The sequence below is a fragment of the Hoyosella levis genome (assembly GCF_026008515.1).
Taxonomy (GTDB): Bacteria; Actinomycetota; Actinomycetes; order Mycobacteriales; family Mycobacteriaceae; genus Lolliginicoccus; species Lolliginicoccus levis.
On the sequence record NZ_BQYM01000016.1, the window covers coordinates 41,275 to 64,230 of the forward strand.

The following is a 22,956-nucleotide window of genomic DNA, read 5'->3' on the forward strand; positions in this document are numbered from 1 at the left end:
GATCACGCGCGCCCAGCCGTTGCCCGCGCGTTGCCTGGTGATGGCATGCTGCCCCGTGTGCTCATCGCTCAGCTCGCGAACTTCTACGGTCCCCGGTCCGGCGGGCTCCGCACCGCATTGCACCAATGGGGCAGCGAGTACCGGGCCGCTGGGCTCGATGTCGCGCTCGTCGTTCCCGGGGCCCACGATGCGCAGGAGCTCCTCGAGAACGGGGTACGCCGCATCACCCTCGCCTCGCTCCGGCTGCCCGGATCCGGCGGGTACCGGCTCGCGGACCCACGCCGTGTCGCCGACGTGCTGGCCGGGCTCGGTCCCAGTGCCATAGAGGTCTCGGACCGGCTCACCCTGCGAGGATTCGGACGGTGGGCTCGCGACCGCGGAATACCGAGCGTCGTGGTCTCGCACGAGCGGCTCGATCGACTCGTCGGCCAGGTCCTCCCCGCGGTGCCCGCGCAGCGCGTCGCGGATGCCGGAAACCGCGCGATGGCGCGAAGCTTCGACACAGTGGTATGCACGACAGCTTTCGCCGCGAGCGAGTTCGATCGGATCGGTGCCCGCAATGTGCGGCGCATCCCGCTCGGGGTCGATCTCGAGCGGTTCCACCCTCGCAAGCACGATCCAGGGTTGCGCGCGCAGCTTGCTCCCGGCAACGAGATCCTGCTCGTGCACAGCGGACGGCTCTCGATCGAGAAGCATGCCGAGCGCAGCATCGAGGCCTTGCGCATCCTGCTCGGCGCGGGCGTGAACGCTCGACTCGTCGTGGCAGGCGACGGTCCGCGGCGCGCCGCCCTGGAACGACGGGCGCGGGGCCTCCCCATCCAGTTCCTCGGGTTCGTCGCCGACCCGGAGCGGCTCGCCGCGCTGCTCGCGACCGCCGATGCCACGGTCGCGCCCGGGCCTCATGAGACGTTCTGCCTCTCCGCGCTGGAGTCGCTCGCCTCGGGGACCCCCGTCGTCGCCTCCGAGTCCTCGGCGCTCCGGGAGATCCTCACCGGGGGCAGCGGCATGATTGCCGCCGATGATGACGCCGCGTTCGCCACGGCGCTCGGGGCCCTGCTCGGACTGAACCGCCCGGGGCCAGATCACGCCGCGTCGCGAGCCCGGGCACGGGAGCGCGCCGAGGAGTTCACGTGGTCCCGATCAGCGAGCGCCATGCTGGACGCACTGATCCCCGTGCCGCTCGGGAGCATGCCCTAGCTGCACGGGGACCTGTGGTGGTTCCTGCTGATGATTCCTAGTCGCGGAAGCGGCGCGCTGGCCGGTCATCCCGGCCCGCGCGCTTCGGCGGCCGGTCCTGGCCGCCACCTGCGGATCCACCCTCGTCGCGACGAAGGCCGATCTTGACTCCAGCGATGCGGGTATCGCGCAGGGCGTCGAAGACGTCCCGCGGTAGGTCGGCGGGCAGTTCAACGAGGCTGAAGTCCTGCCGGATATCGATGTATCCGAAGTCGCCACGCTGGAGCCCGCCCTCGTTGGCGAGGGCGCCCACGATCGCGCCGGGCGCGATCTTGTTCTTGCGTCCCACATTGATGCGGTAGGTGGCGAAATCCCCTCCACCGCTCGAGCGACGGTCCCCGCGCGGCTTGCTGCGGGGCCGGTCATCGCGATCACGGCGATCGCCCCGGTCATCGAAGCGCTCCTCGCGGACCTTCTTCTCCACCGGATCTGCCTTGAGGAAGAAGTTGTCGCCGTCGACATTCTGCACGGCGAGCGCGGCAGCAATGTCGGCGAGGCACACATCGTGCTCGCTCTCGTAGCTCTCGATCAGGCGCCGGAACACGGCGACATCGGGCGACGAGAGATGCTCGGTGATCGATTCCTCGAACCGCGAGACGCGCTGCGCGTTCACGTCCTCGACCGTCGGGACCCGCGTCTCCTCGATCGGCTGCCCGGTGGAGCGCTCGATCGACTTGAGCAAGCGACGCTCGCGCGGCGTGACGAAGAGCAATGCCTCGCCGCTGCGGCCAGCACGGCCCGTGCGCCCGATGCGGTGCACGTAGGAGTCGTTATCGGTGGGAATGTCGAAGTTCACGACATGCGAGATCCGCTCGACGTCGAGTCCGCGCGCCACGACATCGGTCGCTACCAGGATGTCGATCTTGCCAGCCCGCAGCTCGCCGACGATTCGCTCTCGCACGTTCTGCGGGATGTCGCCGTTGAGCGAGGTCGCCGCGAATCCTCGCGACCGCAGCCGCTCGGCAAGATCATCCGTGGCCTGCTTGGTGCGGACGAAGACGAGCATCGCGTCGAACGGCTCGACCTCGAGGAAGCGCGTCAAGGCATCAAGCTTGCGCTGATGGGAAACGAGCACCCAGCGCTGGCTGATCGTGTCGGAAGTCTTCGTCGTCGACTTGATCGTGACCTCGGCGGGCTCGTTCAAGTACTTGCGGGAGATGTCGCGGATGGCGCGGGGGATGGTGGCCGAGAAGAGCGCGGACTGGCGCTCGCGCGGTGCCATCGACAGGATGCGCTCGACATCCTCCTGGAAGCCCATCTTCAGCATCTCGTCGGCCTCGTCGAGCACGACGAAGCGCAGCCGGGAGACGTCCAGGGTGCCTCGCGTCAGGTGATCGATGACCCGGCCCGGAGTGCCAACGATGATCTGCGCGCCCCGGCGCAGGCCCGCTAGCTGGACGCCGTATGCCTGGCCGCCATAGATCGGCAGCACCCGCACACCGGGCAGGTGCGTGGAGTAGCGGCCAAAGGCCTCAGCGACCTGGATCGCTAGTTCACGGGTCGGGGTCAGCACGAGAGCCTGGGGGAAGGCATCGTCTTCAACGATCCGAGACAGAATCGGGGTCGCGAATGCTGCAGTCTTGCCGGTCCCGGTCTGTGCCAGGCCGACCACATCCCGCCCCTCGATGAGGTGCGGGATCGTCGCCAACTGGATTGGCGATGGCGTTTCATATCCGACGTCACTCAATGCGCGCAGCACACGGTCGTCGATTCCCAGACCGGCGAACGTGGTATCGCCGGGTTCATTGTTACTCATTATCGCCATAGTCTACTGCCTCCCGCGCGCCCAGATGACCACGCTCCCCCAGGTCCGGAGCCGACCACTGCGGTTCACCGGCGCAATTCGCGAGCGGCGAGGAGAAATTATCTTTCCCTAGCAGGTGATACCTGCAACACTCTTACCTCGGGGTGCGATACATCACTAAGAGCGCTTCGCAGCACGCGACCGGGGAGGAACCATGAGCGCCGCACCTGTCCTAGAGCACCAATCGCGCATCGGCGAGCAAGCCCCGCGCGCGGTCTCCAGCAGCGCGGCCGGCAGCGCAGAGGGGCTCATCAGCGCATGCCTCCATCACCTTGGCGACCCAGCGTGCTGGATCGGCGCCCAGGACCACTCCGGCAGCCTGGCGCTCTGCCTCATCGAGGCTGTCCAGGCCTCCGGCAGCGACTTCGTCCCGACCGCGGGCCTTGTCGCCCGGTACCAGGCGTTCCGCAACGCCACAGCGATGCCCCCCGCCCCGCTCGCGCGCGACGGCCTCGCGGAACTGCTCGCCACCTTCGACCTGGTCGGCGGGCCCGCCATCTGGATCGGCAAGGTCGGGCACTACCGACGGCGGTATACCGGCAGCATCGATGTCCGCGCGGCGGAGATCATGCACCTCGCCCATGCGCTGCACGCATGCCGCATCGACTCCAGCACCGACCTTCTCCGGGCCTCCAGCTCGTCGCACGGACCAGAGCCCCTCGCCGCGATCTGGCTCGCCGAGCTCGGCGCCCCAGGGCAGCAGGCGCTCGCGCATTGCCTCGCCCTGGCTTCCCCAGCACCGGATTCCCTGGCACGGGCACGCGAAGCATTCCGGGCCTCCTGCGCGCCCGGGACCGACGGCCTCAGGTTCGGCGCCATGACAGGGGAGGTCGCCGCCGAGCTTGGCGTCGCGCCCGACCGCCTCGATCACGCGCTGGTCCGGTGGCACGCGCGCTCAGTCCGCAGCTAGCTGCGTCCCGCGCCGCTGCTGCCAGGAGCCCGCGCCGCCCCTGGAGCGACGATCAGCACGGCGGTACGGTGGAAGCAGCAGGAGCAATCGAGCCCAAGCCGGGCGAGGAAGTGGTCATGCGGTACCGCGATCGCGAGCATGCAGGGCACGTCCTTGCCCATGCCCTCGGTCCTCTTCTCGAGGAAGCCTCGATCGTGCTGGCCCTGCCGCGCGGTGGTGTGCCCGTAGCGGCGATCGTGGCGGAGCGCGCCAGCAGGCCACTCGATATCCTCATGGTCCGCAAGCTTGCCCTTCCCCGCCATCCCGAGCTCGCGTTCGGAGCCCTCGGCGAGGACGGGACGATCGTCCTCAACGAGGAGCTGATCGACCGGGAGGGCCTTGCCAGCAGCGATATCGATGCCGTGCGGGCGAGGGAGCTCGCCGAGCTTTCGCGACGGGCCGCGCTGTTCCGCCAACCAGCCGGTGGGGACCCGGCCGGCGGCAATGGATCCGGGATGCCCGGCATCGATGGGCAGTGCGTGATCATCGTGGATGACGGGATCGCGACGGGTGCGACGATGCTCGCGGCATGCCAGGTGGCTGTGCATCGTGGTGCACGGCGCGTGATCGCCGCCGCGCCCGTGGCCGCCTCCCAGGCCCTTCCGCTCCTCGAGCGCGCCGGGGCAGAGGTAGTGAGTCCCCTGGTAACGGATCATCTTGATGCGGTGGGCGCATGGTATGACCGGTTCGATCAGGTACCGGAGCACGAGGTGCAGCGTGTGCTGGCGCGAGGCGGTCCCTAGCGGGCAGGCCAACGCACTAGGCTTGGTAGTGCCATTTCCGCGGGGCGGTCGACACCGCGCTAGCGGGGTGGCCAGTCCGAACCCCCGACCTGGACAGGCAAGAAACCACCATGAGCGATCCGATCCCTGCGGCCTGGCCGGCACCGTTTGGCGCCGCCGAGCGCTCGCACCGGGCCGCGCTGCCGCGCACCGTGCCGCATCGCGCGGCAGCGCGATCCCCCGGTTCCGCCCCGGTGATCGGCCTCGCGCTCGGTGGCGGAGCCGCTTTCGGGGCAGCGCACGTCGGGGTCCTCGCCGCGCTCGAGGACATGGGCGTGCAGATCGATGTGGTCGTGGGCACGAGCGCGGGGGCACTGATCGGCGCGGGCTACGCGGCAGGCCTGCCGGTGTCAGTGATCGACAAGATCATCCGCAGCGCGGTCTGGCGGGACTTCGGCCGGGTCACGGTGCCCCGCAAGCTTGGCGTCCTCGATCCGGAGGTGCTCGAGCGCACCATTGCGCGCTTCGCCGAGGACCGCGACATCGAGGCGCTGCCCCGACGCTTCGCCGCCGTGGCGACGGACCTGCGCACGCTCGCCCCGTATCTGCTCGATACCGGTCCGGTGCCTACGGCGCTGTTGGCCACCATTGCTGTTCCCGGCCTGTTCCCGCCGGTACGGGCCGGGGAGGCGCTGCTGATCGACGGTGCATTCAGCTCGAACGTGCCAACCTGGGGCGCCCGGCTCCTTGGCGCGGACCGGGTGATCACGGTGCGCCTGACCCCGGAACGCACGATGCGGCCGATGGCGTTGCTGCGGCAGGCGATGGGCGGCTTCGACGACGAGGTACCAGACGTTTTGATCATGCCAGATACAACGAAGTTCTCGCGATGGAAGGCCGCAGGGGTGCCCGCGTTGATCGCTGCGGGCCGGGAGGCCACCGAGGCTGTCGCGGATGAGATCCGGGCGCTCGCGGGCATCGCGGGGCCGAGCACTACCGAGCCGACCGCCCCGGAACGGGCTGGAGCGGACTCCACGGCCGCTGGACCTCCGAGCGCTTGAGCCGGGCGGAGCTGCCGCGCGACAGTTCTGCTCGCGGCAACGCAAGCGCTGGCATACCGTGTAGGCACTGCTGGTGATGGCCTGGGATGGAAGGAGCAGCAACGGTGAGAGACCGTGCTGATCGCACTGATCGCCTGCCCGATGCGATCGAGCCGCCGGGGAAGCCGGACGGAATCACGGGGCGCATCGCCATGAAGGTCGTCGACAAGGGCGTGCACGTCCCGGGGCCTGTGGTGACCAGCTTCGTCAATTCCCTGCGCAAGCGGCATCCCGAGGAGACCCCCGCGCAGATCATCGGCAGGATAGACCGGCACTATCTGCGGACGGTGACAGGCACCGGCGCTGCCGTGGGCGCGACGGCGGCCGTTCCCGGGGTAGGCACTATCGCCGCCCTGGCCGCCGCGGGCGGGGAGACAGCGGTGTTCTTCGCGACGAGCGCCTTCTACACGCTCGCGCTCGCGGAGGTGCACGGCATGCCGATCGAGGACATCGAGCGGCGCCGCGCGCTGGTGATGAGCATCGCGCTGGGCAATACGTCCTCGGTCCTCGCGGAGAAGGCGGCGGTCCGCAAGGGCCGCTCGTGGGCGGACTCGGTGGCGAACTACATCCCGGCCCCGTCGATCGGGAAGCTCAACGCGGCGCTGGCGCGGCGGCTGCTGCTGCGCCTCGCGCAGACGCGGGGCTTCATGACGATCGGCCGCGTCGCGCCCTTCGGCATCGGTGCAGCGATCGGCGCGGCAACGAACCGGACGCTCGGCAAATCGCTGGTGGTGCACGCGCATCGCGCTTTCGGCGCGGCACCGCGCCACTGGCCTTCGCCCCCCGGCGACGTGGTGATCGATATGGAGGACGTGGACGACGAGGCGCTCAAGGAGCTACTCGCCGACGAATGACGCCTTTCCCGGCCCCTCCTCGAGGAAGCTGCGCACGGCTGAGCGCAGGTCCGTGGTCGCGAACAGCTCCCCCGAGACTCGCGGGGTGACAGCGTCGGCGTGCTCGAGGCCGCGGTCGCGCCAGGCAGCAATGATCTGCTTGGTCGCTGCATGCGCGCGGGTGGGGCCGTCGGCGAGCTGGTGCGCGAGCTCGCGGGCACGCTGTAGCGGGTCCTCGTCGATGATGTTCACCACGCCCCAGTCGGCGAGCGTCGCCGCGGGGTAGAGATCGCCGGTCATGACGAGCTCGCGGGCACGACCGGATCCGGCACGCTCCGCGATGCGCTGCGGTCCGCCCATCGAGGGGGTGAGGCCCACGACCTTCTCGACGAGGCCGAACTTCGCGCGCGGGCCCGCGACGATGAGGTCGCAGGCGAGCGCGATCTCGAACGCTGCGGTAAGGGTGAGCCCGTGGGCGCAGAACACCACGGGGCACGGCAGCGCCTCGAGCGGCGCCGAGAGCCTGGCGAAGCTACGGGTCCAGAGCTGCTCGGCCTCGTCCGGCGACAGTCCGTCGAACAGGTGCACGTCCACCCCAGCGGAGACGACCTTGCCCTCGGCATGGATGAGGACGGCTCGGGGCGGGCTGGCGGCGAGCTGCGCGATGTGTGCCGCGAGGTCGTCGAAAACCTGCTGCGAGAACAGGTTGAGGGGCGGGTTGTCGAGGAACAGCACGGCGACGGGCGCGCCGTGCGCGGTGTGCTCGATCGTCAGCCGGACTCCGGGCTGCGGGGAATGATCACTCATCGCTTGATCGTCGCACGCCTTGGGTAGAGTGGGCGGCAGCATAGCCGCACGGAGGACTCAGATGAAGCGCACGATCTATAACGAGGACCATCAGGCTTTCCGCGAGTCAGCGCGGGAGTTCGTGGCCCGCCATGTCCAGCCTCGCAGCGAGGAGCTCATCGAGAACAAGGCCATCCCGCGGGAGATGTGGCTCGAGGCGGGCAAGGCCGGTCTGCTGGGCCTCGAGGTGCCGGAGCAGTACGGCGGCGGCGAGGCGGGCGATTTCCGCTTCAACGCGGTCCTGGGCGAGGAGCTGAGCCGGCATAGCGCGGCGATGGCCTCGTGCTTCGGGATCCACTCCGATATCTGCGCGCCGTACCTGGTGGAGCTGACCACCGATGAGCAGAAGGAGCGCTGGCTGCCTCGGTTCTGCACGGGCGAGATGGTGACGGCGATCGGCATGACGGAGCCCTCGGGTGGCTCGGATCTCGCGGCGCTGAAGACCACTGCCGTGCGCGATGGCGATGACTGGATCGTCAACGGCTCGAAGACCTTCATCACCAATGGCTACAGCGCGGACCTGGTGATCGTGGCAGCGCGGACAAGCCCGGAGAAAAAGGCGCGCGGCATCACTTTGTTCGGCGTGGAGTCGGGAATGGCGGGATTCGAGCGAGGCCGCAAGCTCGACAAGGTGGGACAGGCCGAGTCCGATACCGCGGAGCTTTTCTTCGACAATGTGCGAGTGCCGTCGGCGAACGTCATCGGCGAGGTCGACAATGGCTTCATCCACATGATGCAGTTGCTGCCGCAGGAACGGCTGAGCGCGGCGGTGTGCAACACCGCGCACGCCAAGGGCATCTATGACGAGACCCTGGAGTATGTCAAGGAGCGCAAGGCGTTCGGGCAGCCAATCGGGCATTTCCAGCACAACAAGTTCCTGCTCGCGGAGATCACCACGAAGCTGGAGGTCACCCAGGCGTTCGTGGATTCCTGCGTGGACGCGCATACCCGGCGCGAGCTGACGCCGATCGATGCGGCGAAGGCGAAGTGGTGGTCGGCGGAAATCCAGAACGAGGTCCTCGATCACTGCGTGCAGTTGTACGGTGGGTACGGGTTCATGCGCGAGTATCGGGTGGCGCGGGCGTGGATGGATGCGCGCGTCACGAAGATCTGGGCCGGGACCAACGAGATCATGAAGGAACTCATCGGACGGGACATCGGGTTGTGATCATATGGAAGCAATGGACGCTACCTCTGCACACGTTGCCTCGATCCTGAAAGTGGCGTGGGCGCGATCGCTGGGCATCGGTGATCGCGATCTCGCGCCCGGGCGCGAGCATGTCGCACTGCCATCGGGCACCAAATCCTTGACGTTCCTCTCGGTGTTCGGGGAGAGCGTCTTCCTCGGCCCGGAATGGGCTGTCGAGCGGGCCCGCGGGCTCAGCGACGAGCAGCTTGGCAGCGAACGGGGCATGTTGTCGATCGCGAAGGATCGCGGGGCGCGGCGCGCACGGGCGGAGACCCTGCTGTTCACGCCGGACTACCTGCCGCCACCGCCGATGCATCCGAGCGAGGCGCCATTGATCTCGCGCGATCGGGAGATGGTGAACGAGGTCGTGCGGGCGTGCCCGCCGGATGACGTCGAGGCAGCCGAGCTCTCCGAGCATTCGGAATGGTTCACGTTGCTCGACAACGAGATGAACCCCGTCTCGTGCGCGGCATACGAGGAGTGGCAGGGCTTCGTGGCCAACATGACGTCGCTGACCATCCCTGAGGCCCGGCAGCGTGGCTATAGCAAGACGGTGTCGTTGATCGCGACGAACGTGGCGCTCGATGCTGGGCTCGTGCCGCAATGGCGCGCGCACCGGACCAACGCGAACGCATGGCATCTTGCCGAGGCGCTCGGCTACGACAAGTTCGGGACGCTGGCAACCGTCGAGCTGGGCTAGCCGAAGGGCGCGAGGCAAGGCTCGAGGGTCGACGTCGTGGCGGGTTCCCTAGTACCATTCAATTAGTTGACCGCTCAACCAGTTAGAGGTCCAGCAATGGGTACGGAACCAGCCAGCACCTCGATGCACACCGACGAACCAGCCGCGACATACGTCGTCGATGGCCAGGAGTTCAGCCGCGACATGCGCTACATCGCCACGCGCATCACCGCCGATGGAAGCAGCGGATACCCCGTCGAGCCCGGGCGCTACCGGCTCGTCGCCGCACGAGCGTGCCCCTGGGCAAACCGCGCCATCATCGTGCGCCGCCTCCTCGGCCTCGAGGACGCGCTCTCCCTCGGCCTGTGCGGCCCCACCCACGACGCCCGCAGCTGGACCTTCGATCTCGACCCCGGCGGCATCGACCCCGTGCTCGGCATCGAGCGGCTCCAGGAAGCCTATTTCGCGCGCTATCCCGACTACGACCGGGGCATCACCGTCCCCGCCATCGTCGACACCACCAGTGGCCAGGTCGTCACCAACGACTTCCCCACCATCACCCTCGACTTCTCCCGCGAATGGACGGCCCACCACCGCGAAGGGGCTCCCGACCTGCTGCCCGCCGCGCGCGCGGACGAGCTCGAGGAAGTCATGGATCTCGTCTTCCGCGACGTCAACAACGGCGTCTATCGCAGTGGCTTCGCCGGCACGCAGGAAGCCTATGACAAGGCCTATGATCGCCTGTTCGCCCGCCTCGACTGGCTCGAGGACCGCCTGGCGCGGCAGCGCTACCTCGTGGGCGACACCATCACCGAAGCCGACGTGCGGCTATTCACCACGCTCGTTCGCTTCGATCCCGTCTACCACGGGCACTTCAAGTGCAACCGCAGCAAGCTCACCGAGATGCCCGCCCTGTGGGCATACACGCGAGACCTCTTCCAGACCCCCGGCTTCGGCGACACCATCGATTTTGGCCAGATCAAGGATCACTACTACATCGTCCACTCCGACATCAATCCCACCCGGATCGTTCCGAAGGGGCCCGAGCTGGCTTCCTGGCTGTCGCCGCACCACCGCGAGCAGCTCGGCGGCCGTCCCTTCGGCGATGGCACCCCGCCGCCACCGCCACGCGCGGCCGAGCGCGTTCCGGCAATCGGCTAGGCATTCTCGGCACGCGGGGAATGTCAGCCCTCCCCGATAGCCTTGATCCAGACATGGGCACCACAACTGCACCCCCCGCGCGCGGCACCGCGCCCGGCGCTGTCCCCGGCTGGCTGCGGCGCCTGCTGCGCCAGTGCCTCGAGCATCCGCGCCTGGTCGCGGGCGCGGTCGCTGCCACCGCTATCTCCACCGCCATCGAGGTCGCGGTGCCCCTCGTGGCCAAGACCGTCATTGATCGTGCCGTCGATGGCACGGTGGCGATGCTGGGCACGTTCGTCGTGGCGCTGCTGCTGCTCGCCACTGTCCGCTTCGCCGCCCAGTTCGTCCGCCGGGTGCTCGCCGGCCGCCTGTCGCTGGAGGTCCAGCAGGACTTCCGCCGTGATCTGCTCGGCAGCATCCAGCGCTTCGACGGCAAGCGCCAGGACGAGGTCCGCACGGGCCAGCTCGTCTCCCGCTCGATCAGCGATCTCCAGCAGGTGCAGGGGCTGCTCGCGATGGCACCGCTCTCCGGCGGGGCGCTCCTGCAGCTCGTCCTCTCGATCGGCGCGATGGTCTACCTCTCCATCCCCCTCACGCTCGTGGCAGTCGCGATCCTGCCCGCGACCTGGCTGGCCATCCGCGCCTACCGGCTGCGGCTCTACGCGGCGACATGGTCGGCCCAGCAGCGCGCCGCCGACGTGGCCCAGCACGTCGAGGAGACCGTCACCGGGGTCCGTGTCGTCAAGGGCTTCGGCCAGGAACAACGCATGGTCGACGAGCTCCGCGGCATCAGTGGCCAGCTCTACGGCGAACGGATGCGGGCGGCCCGGCTCAACGCGCGCCTCTCCCCCACCGTCGCCGCGATCCCGCAGCTCGGGCTGGTCGCGGTGCTCGCGGTCGGCGGCCTGCTAGCGGCCACGGGAGCGCTCACCATCGGCACCCTCATCGCCTTCGCCGCATACCTCTCCGCGCTCGCGGGCATCGCGCGCTTGCTCGGCGGCTTCCTCGTGATGGTCCATCTCTCCCGCGCCGCCATCGAGCGCGTGCTCGACGTCATCGATACCGCGCCCCACGTCGTGGAGCCCGAGCGGCCCGTGCCGCTTCCCGACGGCCCCCTCGGCATCAGGATGGAGGGGGTGACGTTTGGCTTCGATCCCCGGCGGCCGGTGCTGCACGGCATCACCCTGGACGCCAGGCCCGGCGAGACCCTCGCGATCATCGGCGCCTCGGGCTCGGGCAAGTCCGCGCTTGCCGCCCTGCTGCCACGGTTCTACGACCCCACTAGTGGCGCCATCACGCTGATCGGCTCGGATGAGCAGGGAGCCAGGCTGACGGAGGTCGCCACGAGCGATCTCCGCGAGCGCATGGCGATCGTGTTCGATGAGCCCTTCCTGTTCTCCGACACGGTCGGTCGCAATATCGGCCTGGGCGATCCTGAAGCCTCCGACGAGGACATCATCGCCGCCGCGCGGCTCGCGAGGGCCGACGCGTTCATCCGGGAGCTACCGGAGGGCTACGGCACCACCATCGGCGAGCGCGGGCTCACCCTCTCCGGCGGGCAGCGCCAGCGCATCGCTCTCGCCCGCGCGCTCCTCGCGAAGCCCCGCATCCTCGTCCTCGATGACGCGCTCTCTGCCGTGGATGCCGTCACCGAGCGGGAGATCCTCGACCAGCTCGACACCAGGGGCAGCCAGCGGACCGTGGTGACGATCACGCACCGACGCTCCTCGCTGCGCCTCGCCGACCGCATAGCGGTGCTGGATCAGGGTCGGCTGCTCGACGTGGGCACCACCGCGGAGCTCGAGGCCCGCTGCGCCCGCTATCGCCAGCTCATGGCGCATGAGCTGGCCGACGAGCCGAGCAGCCCCTCCCGCGACCACCAGCTCTGGCCCGAACCGATCATCGGCGCGGAGACCACGCGCATCCGGCCCGAGCTCGCCTCCGCGCTCGCCACGCTGCCGCCCGCCACCGACCCGCCACCCCCGCTCCCGGCCCAGCTGGGCGAGGTGACCGCGACGGAGCCCCCGTTCCGCCTGGCGAACCAGCTCAAGCCTGTGCAGTGGCTGCTCGCCGCGGCCGCGGTCGCCCTCGCTGTCGATTCGGCAGCGACGATGCTGCTGCCGACAGTCGCCCGGCTGACCATCGACGAGGGCATCATCGCGGGCAGCACATCCACGGTGCTGGCCATCGCGCTCGCGGCATCCGTGCTCGTGGGCATCGGCTGGGCTGCCGGGCACGCGGTCGCCCGGCTCGCTGCACGGGCCGGGGAAAGCGTGCTCTATGGGCTGCGGGTACGGAGCTACGCGCACTTGCAGCGGCTCGGGCTCGACTTCTACGAGCGGGAGCGCTCCGGCCGGATCATGACCCGCATGACCACTGATATCGATGCGCTCTCCTCGTTCCTGCAGACGAGCCTGGTCACCGCGGCGGTCAGCCTGCTGACCCTCGGCGGGGTCTCGGTAGCGCTGGTGCTCACGGACGCCTCGCTCGCTGGGCTCGTGCTGCTCGTCCTTCCCGTGGTGATCGCCGCGACGGTCGTGTTCCGGCGCATCTCCTCCGCCGCGTACAGCGTCTCGCGGGAGCGCATCGCCCGGGTCAATGCGGAGTTCCAGGAGAACATCATGGGCATCCGCACCGCGCAGGCATACCAGCAGGAGGAAGCTGCCGCCGCCCGGTTCGAGCAGTCGTCGCGGGCCTACGTGGAGTCGCGCATGCGTGCGCAGCGGGCCATCGCCACCTACTTCCCCGGCATCGCCTTCCTCAGCGATATCGCGCTCGCCGTGGTCCTGCTCGTCGGGGCGCAGCGCGTTGCCGACGCCAGCCTCAGCGCGGGCGCGCTCGCCGCTTTCGTGCTGTACCTCAACCTGCTGTTCGGGCCGATCCAGCAACTGTCGCAGGTGTTCGATAGCTACCAGCAGGCTCGCGTGGGCCTCCTGCGCATCCGGGACCTGCTGGCCACCGTGCCGTCGGTGCCGATGCGATCACCCGGACAGGCGCGGCCTGTCGGGCGGGCCCTGGCGGGCGCCCTCGAGCTAGATCATGCGAGCTTCTCCTACAGCGGCAGCGATCCTCCCATCGAGGTCCTCCACGATATCGACCTCGCGATCGCCCCCGGCTCCACCGTGGCGCTGGTCGGTCCCACGGGCGCGGGCAAGTCCACGATCGTCAAGCTGCTCGCGCGGTTCCATGACCCCACCACGGGCACGGTGCGCGCCAGCGGCACCAGCATCCGCGAGTTCGATGCCACCGAGTACCGGTCGCGGATCGGGATCGTCCCCCAGGAACCACACCTGTTCGCCGGGGACATCGCCGCCAATATCGCGTTCGCGCGGCCTGGGGCATCCTCGGCGGAGATCGAGGCAGCTGCCGCGGAGGTCGGCGCGCTCGGCTTCATCTCTACCTTGCCCCGCGGCATGCGCGAGCCCGTGGGCGAGCGGGGGCGCGGGCTATCGGCCGGAGAGCGGCAGTTGCTCGCGCTCGCCCGCGCGGCCCTCGCCCGGCCCGACCTGATGCTGCTCGACGAAGCCACCGCCTCCCTCGATCCAGCGAGCGAACACCTCGTCATCACTGCGAGCAAGCAGCTAACCTCGGAGAGGACATCCGTCATCGTGGCGCACCGCCTCGAGACAGCCGCGCGAGCGGACCGGATCGTGGTGATCCACGACGGACGGATCGTCGAGTCCGGTACCCACCACGAACTCCTGCAGGGGAATGGCTACTACGCTGATCTTTGGCAATCCGCGCATTCAACCGCACGAAGCTCACCAGCAGACGACAATGCGATCGAGGAGTCGGTAACCCCGGCGTAGCACGGAAGGACTAGCGTGCGCAGCACGGCACGAACAGCGGGCCCATCGGGCAGGCGCCCCGGCAAGGTACTACCCTCCATACAGGGGGCGACGAGTTCGGCGATCACAAGGGAAACGAGGCGAGCACGGCCGTGACCAGCAGTTCACTATCACAGTTCGGCCAGAACGAGTGGTTGGTCGAGGAGATGTACCAGCGATTCCAGGACGATCCCTCCTCGGTCGACCCGGCCTGGCATGACATCCTCAAGGACTACAAGCCAGGCGACAACAACAAGGACGCACCAAGCTCCTCCAGCAGCTCGTCCCCGGCTCCCTCCAAGCCAGCCAAGCCCGCTCCCTCGAAGCCCGCCGAGCCGAAGAAGACAGAGTCGAAGAAGCCCGCCGCATCCAAGCCAGCTGCGTCGAAGCCCTCCGAGTCCGGACCGGAGACCAAGCCCCTGCGTGGCGCCGCGGCAGCCGTGGCGCGCAACATGAACTCCTCGCTGACGATGCCGACCGCCACGAGCGTGCGCGCGGTGCCGGCCAAGGCGATGATCGATAACCGCCTGGTGATCAACAATCATCTCGCCCGCACCCGCGGTGGCAAGATCTCCTTCACGCACCTGCTCGGCTACGCCATCATCCAGGCGGTCAAGAGCTACCCGAGCATGAACCGCCATTACGAGGAGACCGACGGCAAGCCGAACCTGGTCACTCCGGCGCACACGAACCTCGGCCTTGCCATCGACCTGCCCGGCAAGGATGGCAACCGCACCCTCGTCGTCGCGGCGATCAAGAAGTGCGAGACGATGAACTTCCTGCAGTTCTGGCATGCGTACGAGGATCTCGTACGGCGCGCCAGGGACGGCAAGCTCACCGCCGAGGACTTCCAGGGCGTCACGATCTCGCTGACCAACCCGGGCGGCATCGGCACCGTGCACTCGGTACCACGCCTCATGGAGGGCCAGGGCGCGATCATCGGCGCCGGCGCGATGGAGTACCCGGCGGAGTTCCAGGGCGCCAGCGAGGAGAAGATCGCCGAGGTCGGTGTCGGCAAGCTGATGACACTGACCTCCACCTACGATCACCGGATCATCCAGGGCGCCGAATCCGGCGAGTTCCTGCGGAAGATCCACCATCTGATGCTCGCCGACGAGTTCTACGACGAGATCTTCACCTCGCTCGGCATCCCGTACGAGCCGGTACGGTGGAGCCGCGACATCCCGCCCGGCGCGATCGACAAGAACACCCGCGTGCTGCAGCTGATCGGCGCCTACCGGCATCGCGGGCACCTGATGGCCGATACCGATCCGCTGCGCTACAACGTCGAGTCGCTCGAGAGCCACCCCGACCTCAACGTGCGCACCCACGGCCTCACCCTGTGGGACCTTGACCGGGACTTCACTGTCGGCGGGTTCGCCGGCAAGGAGAAGATGAAGCTCCGCGAGGTCCTCGGGGTGCTGCGCGACTCGTACTGCCGCAAGATCGGCGTCGAGTACATGCACATCCTCGAGCCCGACCAGATGCAGTGGCTGCAGGACCGCGTGGAGATCAAGCACCAGAAGCCTTCGGTCGCCGAGCAGAAATACATCCTGTCGAAGCTCAATGCCGCCGAGGCATTCGAGACATTCCTGCAGACCAAGTACGTCGGCCAGAAGCGCTTCTCCCTCGAGGGCGCCGAGTCGGTGATCCCGATGATGGACGCGGTGATCGATCAGTCCGCGGAGCACGCGCTCGACGAGGTCGTTGTCGGCATGCCGCACCGCGGTCGGCTCAACGTCCTCGCCAACATCGTCGGCAAGCCCTACTCGAAGATCTTCACCGAGTTCGAGGGCAACATGAACCCCGCGCAGGCGCACGGCTCCGGCGATGTGAAGTACCACCTCGGCGCATCAGGCACCTACATCCAGATGTTCGGCGAGAACGACATCACCGTCTCCCTCACCGCGAACCCCTCGCACCTCGAAGCGGTGAACCCCGTGGTAGAGGGCATCGTGCGAGCGAAGCAGGACCTGATCAATGGGGGCGAGTCGTCGGACAATTTCTCCGTCGTGCCGCTGATGCTCCACGGCGATGCCGCTTTCGCTGGCCAGGGTGTCGTGGCGGAAACTCTCAATATCTCGATGCTGCGCGGCTACCGCACCGGCGGCACCGTGCACATCGTGGTCAACAACCAGGTCGGCTTCACCACTCGCCCGGAGTATTCCCGGTCCAGCGAGTACTGCACCGATGTGGCGAAGATGATCGGAGCACCGATCTTCCACGTCAACGGTGATGATCCCGAGGCGTGCGTGTGGGTGGCCAAGCTCGCTGTGGACTTCCGGCAGAAGTTCCACAAGGACGTGGTCATCGACCTGATCTGCTACCGGCGCCGCGGCCACAACGAGGGCGACGATCCCTCGATGACGCAGCCGCAGATGTACGACCTGATCGACAGCAAGCGCAGCGTCCGCAAGACCTACACCGAGGCACTGATCGGTCGTGGCGATATCTCGCTGAAGGAGGCGGAGGACGCGCTGCGCGACTACCAGGGACAGCTCGAGCGGGTCTTCAACGAGGTCCGTGAGCTCGAGAAGTACCCGCCGGCACCGAGCCCCTCCGTCGAGGAGGACCAGGTGCTGCGCACGAACGTGCAGACCTCGATCTCCCAGGAGGTCCTCGAGGCGTTCGGCGACCTGCACGTCAACCTGCCCGAGGGATTCCACCCGCACACTCGCGTCAAGCCCGTGTATGACCGGCGGCACGAGATGAGCCGCAAGGGCAATGTCGACTGGGCATTCGGTGAGCTCCTCGCGATGGGCACGCTGGTGCAGGAGGGTCGCACCGTGCGCCTCGCCGGCCAGGACACGCGCCGCGGCACGTTCACGCAGCGCCATGCGGTGATCATCGATCGCACCACCGAGGCGGAATACAGCCCGGTCATGGCGTTCTCCGAGCAATCGGGCGGCAAGTTCATGGTGTATGACTCGGCGCTCACCGAGTTCGCCGGCCTGGGCTTCGAGTATGGCTACTCCGTGGGCAACACCGATGCGCTCGTCCTGTGGGAGGCGCAGTTCGGTGACTTCGTCAACGGCGCGCAGACCATCCTCGATGAGTTCATCTCCTCCGGGGAGGCGAAGTGGGCGCAGCGGTCCAACGTTGTCATGCTGCTTCCCCACGGCCACGAGGGCCAGGGCCCGGACCACACATCGGGTCGCATCGAGCGGTTCCTCCAGCTGTGCGCCGAGGGCTCGATGACAGTGGCGGTCCCCTCCACTCCGGCGAACTACTTCCACCTGCTGCGACGCCACGCGAACGCAGGGGTGCATCGTCCGCTGGTGGTGTTCACTCCGAAGTCGATGCTGCGCAACAAGGCTGTCGTTAGCCCGATCAAGGACTTCACCGAGGGCAAGTTCCGCAGCGTGATCGATGACCCGACCCTGGAGGGAGCCTCCGAGGACGAGCGCAAGAAGGTCACGCGAATCCTGCTCTGCAGCGGCAAGCTCTACTACGAGCTCGCGGCGCGCAAGGAGAAGGAGGAGCGCGAGGACATCGCCGTCCTGCGCGTGGAGCAGCTCTACCCCGTGCCGCGGCATCGCTTGCGCGAGGCGATCGCGAACTACCCGAACGTCAAGGAGTTCCGCTGGGTGCAGGAGGAGCCGGCCAACCAGGGCGCGTGGCCGTTCTTCGGGCTGAACCTGCCGGAGATCCTTCCGGATGTGTTCCCGATGCTCAAGCGGGTGTCGCGACGGCCCATGTCGGCTCCGTCGTCGGGCTCGGCAAAGGTGCATGCCGTCGAGCAGCAGCAGCTGATCGACACGGCGTTCGAGATCAAGTAGCAGCCCGGCCTCGCCGATGACTGTCAAGCCCGCCCCGGTGCAGAGCGCGCCGGGGCGGGCTCTCGTTGTTCAGCCCGTCCTGTCCTCGGTGCCGGGCGCGATCGTCTCGGCGAGCGGCCGGTCGAACTCGGGGAACAGGTGCGCGATGGTGCCCTCGCGGGCGAGCATGGGCCCGAGGATGACGCCGATGAGCGCGCCGGTGAGCAGCTCGATGAGCTCGCCGCGCTCGATCTCGCGCTTGGTGAGCCAATCGATGACGGCCTCCTCCACCAGCGCGATCCAGCCGCGGATGGAGACCCGCAGCGGGATGGTGTCGTCGATGCCGAGGCTCGCGACGAGGACGAGGATGCGGTCGGCGATGCCGGAACGGGATGCCTCGACGGAAGCGACCATCTCGGGCATGCTGCTGAGCGCACCGCGCAGCATGGAGATGTAGAGATTGGGTGCTTGCTCGACGAAGGAGATGTAGCTGTCGAGGGCAGTCTCGAGCGCGCGGAGCGGGGTCTGGGAGTAGTCGGGCTCGGTGGCGTCGAGGAACTGGAGGGAGATGGCCTGCACGAGCGCTGCCTGGAACTCGCTCTTGGAGCCGAAGTAGTGGAAGAGCAGGCCCTTCGAGACGCCGGCCTGGGCAGCGATGTCCTCCACCGAGATCTCCTCGATGGGCTTCTCCTGGAGCAGGGCGAGGCCGAGCTCGATGAGCTGCGCGCGTCGCTTGCCCGGGGCGAGGCGGGTGCGCTTGGTGGTGGTCATCATCCCATGATAGCTGTTGACCCCGATTCAATAAACTATTGACTTACGCTCAGTAGTCCCGTTATCGTCTTTCCATGACATCGAAGCCCCGCCCCGCGCCTCCCGCCAAGCAGCGCGCCCGCCACGTGGACGTCGCCATCATCGGCAGCGGATTCTCCGGCCTCGGCGCCGCCATCAAGCTCAAGAAGCTCGGCACCCACTCGTTCCTCGTGCTCGAGCGTGGCGCCGATGTCGGCGGCACCTGGCGCGACAACACCTACCCCGGAGCGGCCTGCGACGTGCCCTCGCAGCTGTACTCGTTCTCCTTCGCGCGCAACCCCGAGTGGTCGCGATCCTTCTCCGCGCAGCCCGAGATCTACCAGTACCTGCGCACCGTGGCCCAGAACGCCGATGTGCTCGACCACCACCAGTTCGGCTGCGACGTGCGCGAGGCCCGCTGGGACACGGCCGCCCAGCAATGGCACCTTGACACCAGCCAGGGCAACATCACCGCCCGGTTCCTCATCTCCGGCGTCGGCGCGCTCTGCGAGCCCTCCCTGCCCGCCATCCCTGGCATCGAGGACTTCGCCGGACAGCTCTTCCACTCCGCCCGCTGGGACCACTCCGCGGACCTCACCGGCAAGCGCGTCGCCATCATCGGCACCGGCGCCTCCGCCATCCAGATCGTGCCCGCCATCGCCGGGCAGGTGGCCACCCTCGACGTCTTCCAGCGCACCGCGCCGTGGCTCCTCCCCCGCCTCGACCGCCCGTACACCGGCGTCGAGAAGCTCGCGTTCAAGAAGATCCCGGGCTTCCAGAAGGCCGTTCGCGCAGCGATCTACGCCGCCCGCGAGACACAGGTCGTTGGCCTCGCCAAGGCGCCCAAGCTGATGCTCGGGCTGCAAGCACTCGCCCAGGGCATGATCCGCGCACAGATCCGCGACCCCGAGCTGCGCCGCAAGGTCACGCCGGACTTCCGCATCGGCTGCAAGCGCATGCTCATCTCCAACGCCTACTACCCGGCGCTCGACCGCGACAATGTCGACCTCATCACCGACGGGATCCGCGAGGTCCGGCCCGGGTCGATCGTCACCGCCGACGGCACCGAGCGGGAGATCGACGCGCTCATCGTCGCGACAGGCTTCCACGTCACCGACTCCCCCATGTTCGCCGGGATCTTCGGCAAGGACGGCCGCTCCCTCGCCGAGGTCTTCGAGGAGAGCGGGATGAAGGGCTACAAGGGCACCACCGTCGCCGGCTTCCCCAACCTGTTCTTCCTCGTCGGGCCGAACACCGGGCTCGGCCACACCTCGATGGTCTACATGATCGAGTCGCAGCTCAACTACGTCGTTGATGCGCTCAAGAAGATCCGCAAGAACGACATCGCCACCTTCGAGGTGCTGCCCGAGGTCCAGGACGAGTTCAATGCTGGCCTGCAGAAGAGCCTCCAGGGCACCGTCTGGATGACGGGCGGCTGCGGCTCGTGGTACCTCGACAAGCACGGCAACAACACCACGCTGTGGCCCGGATTCACCTTCACGTTCCGGAACATGCTGAAGCGATTCGATCAGCAGGCGTACGAGATCACCGTGATGGACAGCCAGGGCCTGCACGCCACCCAGCAGAACGCCACGAGCACAGCCACGACCGGCAACACTGACGCCAGCACGCTGGCCGACACCAAGGGGACCCACGCATGAGCACCTTCTCCGGCAAGACCGCAGTAATCACCGGGGCAGGCTCCGGCATCGGCCGGGCGCTCGCCCTCCAGCTCGCCGCCGAGGGCGCCAAGCTCGCGCTCTCCGACGTCAACAGCGTCGGCCTCGAGGAGACCGCGGACAAGGCCCGGGCACTCGGCGCCGAGGTCCACACCGCGCACCTCAACGTTGCCGAGCGGGAGGCCATGCTCGACTACGCCGACGTGGTCGCCGCCCACTTCGGCACGATCAACATGGTGTTCAACAATGCGGGCATCGCCTTCACCGGCGACGTCGAGGTCAGCGAGTTCAAGGACATCGAGCGCGTCATAGACATCGACTTCTGGGGCGTGGTCAACGGCACCAAGGCCTTCCTGCCGCACCTCATCGCGTCGGGCGACGGCCACGTCGTCAACATCTCCAGCCTGTTCGGCCTCGTTGCCATCCCGTCACAGGCGGCCTACAATGCGGCCAAGTTCGCGGTGCGCGGCTTCACCGAAGCACTGCGCATGGAGATGATCACCAACAAGCACCCCGTGGCCGTGACCTGCGTGCACCCAGGTGGCATCAAGACCGCCATCGCCCGCAACGCCACCGCCGCCGAGGGCACCGACGCCACCTCGCTCGGCGAGTTCTTCGACAAGCACCTTGCCCGCACCAGCCCCGAGGACGCCGCCAAGCGGATCCTCAAGGATGTGCGGCGCAAGCGGGCCCGCAGCCTCATCGGCATCGACGCGCGCGCCCTCGATCTGTTCCAGCGCACCACTGGCGCCGGGTACGAGCGCATCTTCGCGGCCGTCGCGGGCCGCGTGATGAAGAAGGCCGGCCAGATCTCCTAGCCGCCCACGACGATGGCCCCCGATCCGAGGTACTGGATCGGGGGCCATCGCGATGTCAAGGAACGAGCAAGCCGCTACACAACTGGATGCCAGGCCCCGGGATGCCTGGCATCAGGCCGTCAGGCAACTGGATGTCAGGCAACGCCTTCCTCGCGGGCCGCGCGGGCCACGGCCTCAGCGACCGCGGGCGCGACACGGGGGTCGAGCGGGCTCGGCACGATCATGTCGGTCGAGACATCGTCGCCGAGCACGGAGAGGATCGCCTCCGCCGCGGCAAGCTTCATGCCCTCGGTGATAGCGCGCGCGCCCGCATCGAGCGCGCCCTTGAAGATGCCGGGGAACGCCAGCACGTTGTTGATCTGGTTGGGGTAGTCGCTCCGGCCGGTCGCGACGACCGCGGCATGCTTGCGCGCGAGCTCGGGATGGATCTCCGGGTCAGGGTTCGAGAGCGCGAACACGATCGAGCCCGGAGCCATCGTCGCGATCAGCTGCTCGGGCACCTTCCCCGCCGAGACCCCGAGGAACACATCGGCACCATCGAGCGCCTCGGCAACCCCACCGGTGCGGCCGTGGGGGTTCGTGCGGGCCGCGAGCTCGCGCTTGACCTCGTTGAGGTCACCGCGCCCAGGCTCGACGATGCCCTTCGAATCGAGCACCACCACATCCGGGATCCCCGCGGCGAGGAGGATGTTCGCGCAGGCCACCCCGGCCGCGCCCGCGCCCGCGATCACCACGCGCATCGGGGCGAGCTCGCGACCGAGCGCCTTGGCCGCGCCGTTGAGCGCGGCGAGCACCACGATCGCGGTGCCGTGCTGGTCATCATGGAAGACGGGGCAATCGAGGGCCTCCTTGGCGCGACGCTCGATCTCGAAGCAGCGCGGCGCGGAGATATCCTCGAGATTGACGGCACCGAACGTGGGGCGCAGCCGGACCAGGGTCTCGACGATCTCGTCGACATCCTTGGTATCGAGCACGATCGGGATCGAGTTGAGGCCGGCAAAGGACTTGAACAGGGCCGCCTTGCCCTCCATCACCGGCAGCGAGGCACGGGGGCCGATGTCCCCGAGCCCGAGCACGGCGGTGCCGTCGCTGACGACCGCGACCAGCCTGCTCGTCCAGGTGTAGCGCGAGGTGAGGGTCACATCAGCGGCGATGGCCCGGCTCACCTGAGCGACGCCCGGGGTGTAGGCGATCGAGAGGTCCCGCTGGGTATCGAGCGGAGCAGTCAGCTCCACCGATAGCTTGCCGCCCTCGTGGCTCGCGAAGATCTCGGCCTCGGTGATGGGACCGGGATCCGTTGACGCGGTGGTAGCGCTGCCGTGGGCGGCATCGGTGGACACGTTGAACACTCCTACACTGTCTCGGCCTGGCCCGGCCGGTAGCGTTGCCGCGCCGCGGGCACGAAAGATCGCGGAACGGCACTCTGGTCTGTCAGACATTACCTGCACTGCATGCGCGGAGTACGCGGTACCGCCTCATGCGGCATGGGACTCACGGCAGCGCGGGCCAGCAAAATGGTGATGAGCCGGGTCGCGCTTCACAGCCGGATATCTTGATGGAGATCGCATCAGTCGGGCTCGCGCCGCG

The 22,956-nt window shown here is 68.1% G+C and carries 16 protein-coding genes; 12 read left to right on the plus strand and 4 right to left on the minus strand.

The window, feature by feature from the left end; translation table 11 throughout:
* Positions 1-57 precede the first annotated feature (57 nt).
* Positions 58-1,197 (plus strand): glycosyltransferase, encoded by a 1,140-nt coding sequence (locus QC765_RS15445; RefSeq protein ID WP_278315351.1) that lies wholly within the window; start codon positions 58-60, stop codon positions 1,195-1,197.
* Between the two features lie 37 nt (positions 1,198-1,234).
* On the opposite strand, the gene QC765_RS15450 is transcribed toward QC765_RS15445, so the two are convergent.
* Positions 1,235-2,992 carry a DEAD/DEAH box helicase gene (locus QC765_RS15450; RefSeq protein ID WP_278315328.1) on the minus strand — a complete coding sequence of 586 codons (1,758 nt, stop codon included), beginning with the start codon at positions 2,990-2,992 and terminating at the stop codon, positions 1,235-1,237.
* A 202-nt stretch (positions 2,993-3,194) separates the two neighbouring features.
* On the opposite strand from QC765_RS15450, the gene QC765_RS15455 reads away from it, so the two are divergent.
* From QC765_RS15455 to QC765_RS15470, 4 genes are all read left to right on the plus strand, one after another.
* Complete coding sequence (locus QC765_RS15455; RefSeq protein ID WP_278315329.1) at positions 3,195-3,950, plus strand: DUF8548 family protein; 756 nt, start codon at positions 3,195-3,197, stop codon at positions 3,948-3,950.
* Positions 3,951-4,066: 116 nt separating this feature from the next.
* The gene (locus QC765_RS15460) at positions 4,067-4,732 is read left to right on the plus strand and encodes a phosphoribosyltransferase (RefSeq protein WP_278315330.1); all 666 of its coding nucleotides are present in this window, start codon (positions 4,067-4,069) and stop codon (positions 4,730-4,732) included.
* Between the two features lie 110 nt (positions 4,733-4,842).
* Entirely contained in the window at positions 4,843-5,772 is a 930-nt protein-coding gene (locus QC765_RS15465; RefSeq protein WP_278315331.1) for a patatin-like phospholipase family protein, read from the plus strand.
* Positions 5,773-5,876: 104 nt separating this feature from the next.
* Complete coding sequence (locus QC765_RS15470; protein WP_278315332.1) at positions 5,877-6,665, plus strand: hypothetical protein; 789 nt, start codon at positions 5,877-5,879, stop codon at positions 6,663-6,665.
* Here the strand turns inward: QC765_RS15470 and QC765_RS15475 are convergent.
* Positions 6,648-7,451 carry an enoyl-CoA hydratase/isomerase family protein gene (locus tag QC765_RS15475; RefSeq protein ID WP_278315333.1) on the minus strand — a complete coding sequence of 268 codons (804 nt, stop codon included), beginning with the start codon at positions 7,449-7,451 and terminating at the stop codon, positions 6,648-6,650. The genes QC765_RS15470 and QC765_RS15475 overlap by 18 nt on opposite strands.
* 61 nt (positions 7,452-7,512) lie before the next feature.
* Between QC765_RS15475 and QC765_RS15480 the strand changes: the two genes are divergently transcribed.
* The 5 genes from QC765_RS15480 (at position 7,513) to QC765_RS15500 (ending at position 18,104) form a co-directional block, all read left to right on the plus strand.
* On the plus strand, positions 7,513-8,658 hold the full coding sequence (locus QC765_RS15480) for an acyl-CoA dehydrogenase family protein (protein WP_278315334.1): 1,146 nt from the start codon (positions 7,513-7,515) through the stop codon (positions 8,656-8,658).
* A 13-nt stretch (positions 8,659-8,671) separates the two neighbouring features.
* Positions 8,672-9,379 (plus strand): GNAT family N-acetyltransferase, encoded by a 708-nt coding sequence (locus QC765_RS15485; protein ID WP_278315335.1) that lies wholly within the window; start codon positions 8,672-8,674, stop codon positions 9,377-9,379.
* A 123-nt stretch (positions 9,380-9,502) separates the two neighbouring features.
* Positions 9,503-10,519: a glutathione S-transferase family protein gene (locus QC765_RS15490; protein ID WP_373876775.1), complete on the plus strand. Its 1,017-nt coding sequence runs from the start codon at positions 9,503-9,505 to the stop codon at positions 10,517-10,519.
* Between the two features lie 53 nt (positions 10,520-10,572).
* Positions 10,573-14,307 (plus strand): ABC transporter ATP-binding protein, encoded by a 3,735-nt coding sequence (locus tag QC765_RS15495; protein WP_278315337.1) that lies wholly within the window; start codon positions 10,573-10,575, stop codon positions 14,305-14,307.
* 131 nt (positions 14,308-14,438) lie between these two features.
* Positions 14,439-18,104 (plus strand): multifunctional oxoglutarate decarboxylase/oxoglutarate dehydrogenase thiamine pyrophosphate-binding subunit/dihydrolipoyllysine-residue succinyltransferase subunit, encoded by a 3,666-nt coding sequence (locus QC765_RS15500; protein ID WP_278315338.1) that lies wholly within the window; start codon positions 14,439-14,441, stop codon positions 18,102-18,104.
* A gap of 69 nt (positions 18,105-18,173) precedes the next feature.
* Here QC765_RS15500 and QC765_RS15505 read toward each other — a convergent pair whose 3' ends face one another.
* Positions 18,174-18,854: a TetR/AcrR family transcriptional regulator gene (locus QC765_RS15505; protein ID WP_278315339.1), complete on the minus strand. Its 681-nt coding sequence runs from the start codon at positions 18,852-18,854 to the stop codon at positions 18,174-18,176.
* A gap of 74 nt (positions 18,855-18,928) precedes the next feature.
* Here QC765_RS15505 and QC765_RS15510 point away from each other — a divergent pair, with 74 nt between their 5' ends.
* Together QC765_RS15510 and QC765_RS15515 are read left to right on the plus strand one after the other, a co-directional pair.
* A complete protein-coding gene (locus QC765_RS15510) occupies positions 18,929-20,533 on the plus strand; it encodes a flavin-containing monooxygenase (protein WP_278315340.1) in 1,605 nt (534 codons plus the stop codon).
* On the plus strand, positions 20,530-21,369 hold the full coding sequence (locus QC765_RS15515; RefSeq protein WP_278315341.1) for an SDR family NAD(P)-dependent oxidoreductase: 840 nt from the start codon (positions 20,530-20,532) through the stop codon (positions 21,367-21,369). The genes QC765_RS15510 and QC765_RS15515 overlap by 4 nt, the downstream gene beginning before the upstream one ends.
* A 134-nt stretch (positions 21,370-21,503) precedes the next feature.
* Here the strand turns inward: QC765_RS15515 and QC765_RS15520 are convergent, their stop codons facing one another.
* On the minus strand, positions 21,504-22,709 hold the full coding sequence (locus tag QC765_RS15520) for an NAD(P)-dependent malic enzyme (protein ID WP_278315343.1): 1,206 nt from the start codon (positions 22,707-22,709) through the stop codon (positions 21,504-21,506).
* Between the last annotated feature and the right edge of the window lie 247 nt (positions 22,710-22,956).